This is a genomic window from Methylobacterium bullatum (assembly GCF_014845095.1).
GTDB classification, from domain to species: domain Bacteria; phylum Pseudomonadota; class Alphaproteobacteria; order Rhizobiales; family Beijerinckiaceae; genus Methylobacterium; species Methylobacterium bullatum.
In genome coordinates, this window is record NZ_NKUG01000235.1 from 1 (window position 1) to 676 (window position 676).

The 676-nt window shown below is 63.8% G+C and carries 1 protein-coding gene; it reads right to left on the bottom strand.

Going from position 1 to position 676, the window contains the following annotated elements; all coding sequences use genetic code 11:
* A partial coding sequence (locus tag MBTS_RS22540) for an MFS transporter (RefSeq protein ID WP_192216536.1) occupies positions 1-676 on the bottom strand: 676 nt, incomplete at both ends.

Genomic DNA, 676 nt, shown 5'->3' on the forward strand with positions numbered 1-676 from the left:
TTTGTGGCCTGCTGGAGGTAGTTGGCCACGGGCACGAGAAGCGCGGCGGTGCCCTTGGCGGTGTAGAGCAGGCCGGCATTGGTGGCGGCGAACTTGGTGCCGAAGGTGTCGGTGCAGGTGGAGGGGAAGAGGGAGTAGATCTCGCCCCAGGCGAAGAACACGAACCCTGAGAGCAGGACGAACCACAGGGGATCGTGGCCCCAGAGGTAGAGCATGTAGATGCCGAAGCCTTCCATGGCGAAGGCGATGAACATGGTGTTCTCGCGGCCGATCTTGTCGGAGACCCATCCGAAGAACGGGCGGGTGAGGCCGTTGAGGACGCGGTCGATGGTGGCCGCGAAGGTGATGGCCACCATGGTGATGCCCATGATGGTGACGGGCACCTTGTCGACGCCGATATCGGAGGCGATGGGCTTGAGGTTGGCGGTGATCATCAGGCCGCCGGCGCCGACGATGACGAACATGAAGTACATGAGCCAGAAGATCGGCTGGCGGGCGACTTCGCCGGGGGTGTAGTTGCGCCGGGTCTGGATGATGTTGGCGTTGGCCACGACCTCCGGCACCTGGCCCTTCTTGGGCGAGGTGAAGAAGAAGGCGAGCGCGCAGACGACGAGGCCCTGGCCGATGCCGAAGTTGAAGAAGGCGGCCTGGAAGCCATGGTCGGCGATCATCCACG